Here is a 5,643-nt window from a genome sequence, read left to right as displayed (position 1 = left end):
CAGAAAGACCACGCGTGCCCCGACCCGGTCGGCCAGCCAGCCCCACACCGGCAGCAGGGTGCCGGCCGCCAGCAGATACAGCGAGAAGCCGCCCGAGGTCTGAGCCCGGGTCCAGCCGAACTCCTCGGACAGAGGCTTGAGAAAGGCGGAAAAAATATAGGTGAAACCGCCGTCGATAATCGACACCACAAACAGAATGGCGACCACAAACCAGCCGTAGAAAAACGGGTCGGTCCGGCCCTGGGCTGGAGCTACGCCCGGCGTCTTGCTCATAGGATCGGTCATCACCGGGCGCTGTCCGGCCCGAGCACGAACTCGCGGCCAAAGGGCACATAGGTCAGCCCTAGACCCAGGCTCAGCATCAGGCGTAGACGGGTCTTGCGGGCAGACAGATGGTTCTCAATCACCACCCCGGCCGCCCGCAGGCCGTCATAGGCTCGGGGATAGTAATACTCGGCCGCAGTCCAGCCGCTGGCAGCGCCCGAGCAGAGGACAACCGGCAGGCCGCGTGTGGCCAGCCCGAGCACTTTTTCGCAAGCCCGGGGAGGAATCGTACCGGTGGCCATGCCGGCAATGACCAGGCCCTGCACCTGACCGGCGGTTAGACTGTCGAGCAGCGCCGTGTCTTCGGCCGGGGCCATGCTCAGAATCGGCACCGAGGCGGGGACGGTTCTCGGAATCCGGCCCAGACGCGGCCGTGCAAGCGGTTGCCAGGGACACTCGACCTGATCGCCGATGAGCTGCCCGAACGGCGCGCCGCGACGGGCGGTAAAGGCGTCCAAAGCCCCGGTGTCGGCCTTGGACACGCTCCAGGCCTCAAAGATCTGATCGTTGAGGGTAACCAGGGTGCCGTAGGCGGCCGGAATCAGGCTGGCGACCCGCAGGGCGTTGTCGAGATTCCGAATCCCGTCATAGCCGCTGGCCCAGCCGGGCCGCATGGCGCCGGTGAAGACAATCGGGACCGGAGCGGCCACGAGTTCATCCACGGCGTAGGCGGCCTCCTCCATGGCGTCGGTGCCGTGGGTGACCACAATGCCGTCAACCGCAGGCGTGGCTGCGGTCCGAATCCGCCGCGCCAGAGCCAACAGACTGTCGGCAGAGGCGGTGTCGGGCGACACAAAGTCAACCGCACGCACGCGGAGCTGGTGTCTGAGCGAGGTTTGGGCCAGCAGGTCGGCGGCCGTCCAGGTCGGCACGCTGCGGCCGCTGTTATCTTTGAGCATGCTGATCGTCCCCCCGGCCGCAATCAGGACCAGCCGGGGCTTTTTTGCGGTCCGTCGCATGGCTGAGCTGTGCCCGAAGGGAGCATGGTCCTCGGCGTCTTCAGCGGCCGACAAAGCGAAACAGATGCAGCAGGAACCAGGCGCGCTCATCCGTCCACCGGGCGCACGGTTCAAAGCCGTACGGCCGCAGCTGAGCCGCCACCTGCCTGGCGTCGAATTTGCGTGAAATCTCGGTATGAATCGTTTCCTGGGGTGCAAAGGACACCCGCAGCCCCAGCTCGGCAATCTCAACCTCCTGGGCCAGCTGACTCTGGAGGTGCATTTCAATCTGGTGCCGGGCGCGGTTGTAAAAGGCCAGATGGCAAAACTGGGCCAGATTGAAGTTGCCCCCCAATTCACGGTTGATGCGCCGCAGCATGTTGAGGTTAAAGGCGGCCGTCACCCCGGCCGCGTCATTATAGGCGGCCTCCAGGATAGTGATCGACTTTCTGAGGTCGAGCCCCAGCAGGAAATAGTCCTGGGGCTGGAGCGCGGTCGCCAGACGGCCGAACAGCTCGGCCTGTTCGATATCGTTGAAATTACCCAGATTACTGCCCAGAAACAGGACTAGACGTTGTCGGGCGGGCGGCAGCGCGGTCAGGCCGCTCAGATAGTCGGTGGCCAGGCCGTGAACGGACAGCCGGGGATAGTCGGCAACCAGCCCCCGGGCCGATTCCTCCAGCATGGAGGCGCTGATGTCGATCGGCACGTAGTGCATGGGAGAGCCGCGGCGCTGGTACTCGTCCAGCAGCAGGCGGGTTTTGACCGAGCTGCCGCTGCCCAGCTCGACCAGCGTGCACTCGCCGACCAGATCGAGCAGCTCGGCAGCGCGCTGACGCAGCAGCATGGCTTCGGTCCGGGTCGGATAGTATTCGGGTTGCTGGCAGATCTGCTCAAACAGCTCCGAGCCGTACGGATCATAAAAGTAGCGCGGCGGAAGAGATTTCCGAGCAGCACTCAGGCCGGCGACCACGTCCTCGCGAAAGCGGGGCAGGACGGCAACCGGACACGAGATATACAGACGATTGTCAACGGCGTTTGGGGTATCCATGAGTACGTGTGGTGTCAGCGGGCGCAGCGAAAACCGGCGAAGATTTCTCGGACCCAGGGGTGGTACCAGTTGCGAAAGGTCGGTCGCAGGACATGGCTGCGGGTCGCCCACGAGCCGCCCCGCAAGACCCGGTGGTGGTGGTCAAAATACGGAGTCGAATAGCCGTCATAGGGATAGGCGCAAAAATCGGGATAGGGCTGAAACCAGGTCGCGGTCCACTCCCACACATTGCCCTGCATATCCATGCAGCCGTACGCGCTGGCACCGGCCGGATGGTGCTGAACCGGGCTGGTGCCGTCGTGCCGCGCGTCGCTGTTGCAGCGCTGTGGGCCGGGCCGCGCCTCTCCCCAGGGGTAGGCCCGTTTACGGCCGTGCGCCGGGTCCCACGAGGCCGCCTTTTCCCACTCCGCCTCGGTCGGCAGGCGTTTGTTCGCGGCTCGGGCATACGCCTCGGCCTCATACCAGCTGACCCCCATCACCGGGTGATCGGGAGCGAGCGGCCGGGTGCGCGTCAGGCCGACCAGGGTCCAGCCGCCGGGCTGTTGGCGCCAGTAGCACGGATGCTCGACCGCGTTCTTCTCCCGCCAGGCCCAGCCCTCAGGACTCCACCAGGCGCGCCGACGGTAGCCACCGCCCTGGACAAAGCGGGCAAACTGCGCGTTGGTCACCGGATAGCGGTCGATCCAAAACTCGCCGACCTCCACCTCGTGTCGGGTGCGCTCGTTGTCCAGGGTCTCGACCAGGCTGTTGCTGCCCATCGGAAAGGGACCGGCCGGCACACGCAGCAGCTGGTCTTGTACGGGCAGGTCCGAGGGCTCGTTCTCCATCGGACAGGGGGATGCCCCTACGCGGTCGGTGGCCAGCAGCTGAAGCACCAGGGTCATGGTTTCCTGGTGCTGGGCTTCGTGCTGGAGCAGCATGCGAAAGATCCGGGCCTGCTGCAACAGTGGATGGGACTCGGAAAAGTCGGTCCGGTCGAGGACGACCAGCATTTGCTCCCGGACCGTATCGAGATAGGCCAGGATAGCGGCGCGGTCGGGGAGATTAATCCGGTTGGTTTTGGGATTCTCGGTCGGCGAAAAAAACTGCTCATAGGCATCGGACAGACAGGCCCGGCCCTCACACCGCTGCAAGATCCAGTAGCCCTCGGTCACCCCGATATGGCCCAGGTGCCAGCCCACCGGGCTGAAGTCGGGGTGTGCCTGACGCCGGAAGTCGGCGTCACTGACCTCGGCCAACAGGTCGAGCGTCTGCCGACGCGATTCGATGAACCAGGCACGCAGCAGCCGGCGGTCGGGGTGGACTGCACGCAGTTGCCCATCGGCCAGTCGCGCGGGCTGCGACGGGGTGGACGGCCTCTGCGGACTAGGCTGAGGCACAGGACACCACCTCTCTCGGTCGAAGCGCGACACACTCCGGCTGGAGCCGGGCATCGAAAGCGATTATCCGGTTTTCCTCCACCATCCGCCACGCCCGGCTCGCAAACAGACGCTCCGAGGCCAGCAGGCCGGCCCGAGGGAACTCGGCGGTATCAAACGCGCAGTACAGAGACGGCGCCGGGGAGCGTGAGGCAAAACGGCTGGCCACGACAAACTCCCCATTGGTCAGCGCCAGATTGAGAACCAGCCCGGTCCGGGTCGGCGCGGCCCAATGGACGAGTTGTTCAATCGCGGCGCCCATCGCGCTCAGCACACTGGATTGGGTCGGCTCGCGGCCGTGCAAGAACTGGAGCAGCAGGGCAAAGACATGCTCGGAGTCGGTCGAGCCCTGGATGGCGGTGTAGTACTCGTCCCGCAGGGCGTCCCGAATCGGTCGCATCAGGCTGTGGCGGAAGTTCTCGATAAAGCCGTTATGCATGAACAGCAGGCGCTGGTAGGCAAACGGCTGGCAGTTGGTGTGCGCCACCGTTTGGCCCGGGGTGGCGCTGCGCACGTTGGCAAAAATGCACCCGGCGGCAATATGGTGGCCCAGGCCGGGCAAATTATGGTCGCTCCAGATGGGGCAGGTATTGGTATACACGCACGGCGTGGGCTCAAGCTGCGGGTTGTACCAGCCGATGCCGAAGCCGTCGGCATTGACCACCCCGGACGTCATCTCCTGCGGCTGGTAGCTCTGCACCACCAGCGAGTGCTCTGGCTCACTCACAACGCGTTCGAGCCGCAGCTCGGGTCCGAGGTAGGTCATGAAGCGACACATAGATTCAATGCTGAAGTCTGCGTGCTGAACGGCGTGACGGCTGACTCAGCTTTCCCACGGCGACAGCTCGGGCCGTTTGAGCAGGCGCCGCCGCAGGGCTTCGGCCTGGGCGTGAATCTCCTCATAGCTGTCGCCGAACAGATCGACCTGAGCCAGGACAATACCAAACTCGCTCATCTGTCTCACCTGGCTGCCCGGCTCAAAATAGATCGTGATGCCGGGAACCGCCCGGGCCTGCTCGTGGTCGAGCAGATTTTCGGCCGCGTCCTCGGCAAAGCTAATCAGGTTGAACTGGCCGCCGACGACAGGCCGACCGGCCGGGCTCAGGCTGGGCGCCCGACCGCTGGCCAGGCTCAGACCGGCCTCGTAAATGCAGGCGTCCAGGCACTGGCGATACAGCTGGTAAAAGCAGGTGGCGGCTCGGCCGTTGACCTCGGTCAGGGTCACCCCGTCCTCATGACACCAGAACTCGATGTTAAAAAACCCGTTGTCCAGACCCACGCTGCCAATCGCGGCATACGCCTGCCGCTCAAGCTCGGCCTGGATAGGGGCGGGGTGCCGCGAGGGCAGGGAGAAATTGTCGATCACCCGCGTGCCGGGATAGGTGTTGGTGTCGGTGATCGCCCACAGGTGGGGCTGGCCGTCATACACCCAACCCTCGACCGTTACCTGGGGACCGTCCACGAACTCTTCGACCAGCATCATGTCCTGGACGGCCAGGGGATATTTATTGAGATCAACATAGCGCCGGAAAAACGGCGTGTAGAGCGGCGACCAGGCCGGGTAGTCGCGGCGCGCAATGCGCAGCGCCCGGTCGAGGTCGGCCGCAGACTCAAGCTTAAAACCCAGAATGCCGAGGTTCAGCCACGGCGGCTTTAGGTAGCACGGGTAGGTTGTAACCGAGGGGGCGGGGTCGTGCAGGTCGATGGCCTGGCAGCGGATCGGCTCGGGTTCGGCGCGGCGCCCGTAGTATTTGTGCAGGCACAAAAAGACCGACTCCACGCTCGGGCCGGGAAAGCCGAACTCCTCACACAGGGCGGCGGCGACCAGATCGGCCTCGTCCCGCGAGTAAAAAATAGCGTCAATATGATGGCGGCGGATATAGTCCCGGCACTGGTCGATATAGGCCAGCAG

At 64.6% G+C, this 5,643-nt stretch carries 6 protein-coding genes; all 6 read right to left on the bottom strand.

The window, feature by feature from the left end; genetic code table 11:
* Positions 1-273, bottom strand: a 273-nt coding sequence (locus J4F42_20865) for an MFS transporter (GenBank protein MCE2487973.1), incomplete at its 3' end; no start/stop codon positions are given.
* 11 nt (positions 274-284) lie between these two features.
* Positions 285-1,283, bottom strand: a complete 999-nt coding sequence (locus J4F42_20860; protein MCE2487972.1) for an asparaginase — start codon at positions 1,281-1,283, stop codon at positions 285-287.
* Positions 1,284-1,323: 40 nt separating this feature from the next.
* Entirely contained in the window at positions 1,324-2,313 is a 990-nt protein-coding gene (gene egtD, locus J4F42_20855) for an L-histidine N(alpha)-methyltransferase (protein MCE2487971.1), read from the bottom strand.
* A 14-nt stretch (positions 2,314-2,327) separates the two neighbouring features.
* Complete coding sequence (egtB, locus tag J4F42_20850; GenBank protein ID MCE2487970.1) at positions 2,328-3,692, bottom strand: ergothioneine biosynthesis protein EgtB; 1,365 nt, start codon at positions 3,690-3,692, stop codon at positions 2,328-2,330.
* A complete protein-coding gene (egtC, locus tag J4F42_20845; GenBank protein ID MCE2487969.1) occupies positions 3,679-4,497 on the bottom strand; it encodes an ergothioneine biosynthesis protein EgtC in 819 nt (272 codons plus the stop codon). The genes egtB and egtC overlap by 14 nt, the downstream gene beginning before the upstream one ends.
* A gap of 57 nt (positions 4,498-4,554) precedes the next feature.
* Positions 4,555-5,643 (bottom strand): ATP-grasp domain-containing protein (locus J4F42_20840; GenBank protein ID MCE2487968.1); only part of this gene is annotated, 1,089 nt, incomplete at its 5' end.

The sequence above is a fragment of the Desulfurellaceae bacterium genome (genome assembly GCA_021296095.1).
GTDB lineage: Bacteria > Desulfobacterota > Binatia > Bin18 > Bin18 > JAAXHF01.
Note: the sequence above shows the minus strand (reverse complement) of the source record. Positions and strands in the feature narration are given on the sequence as shown.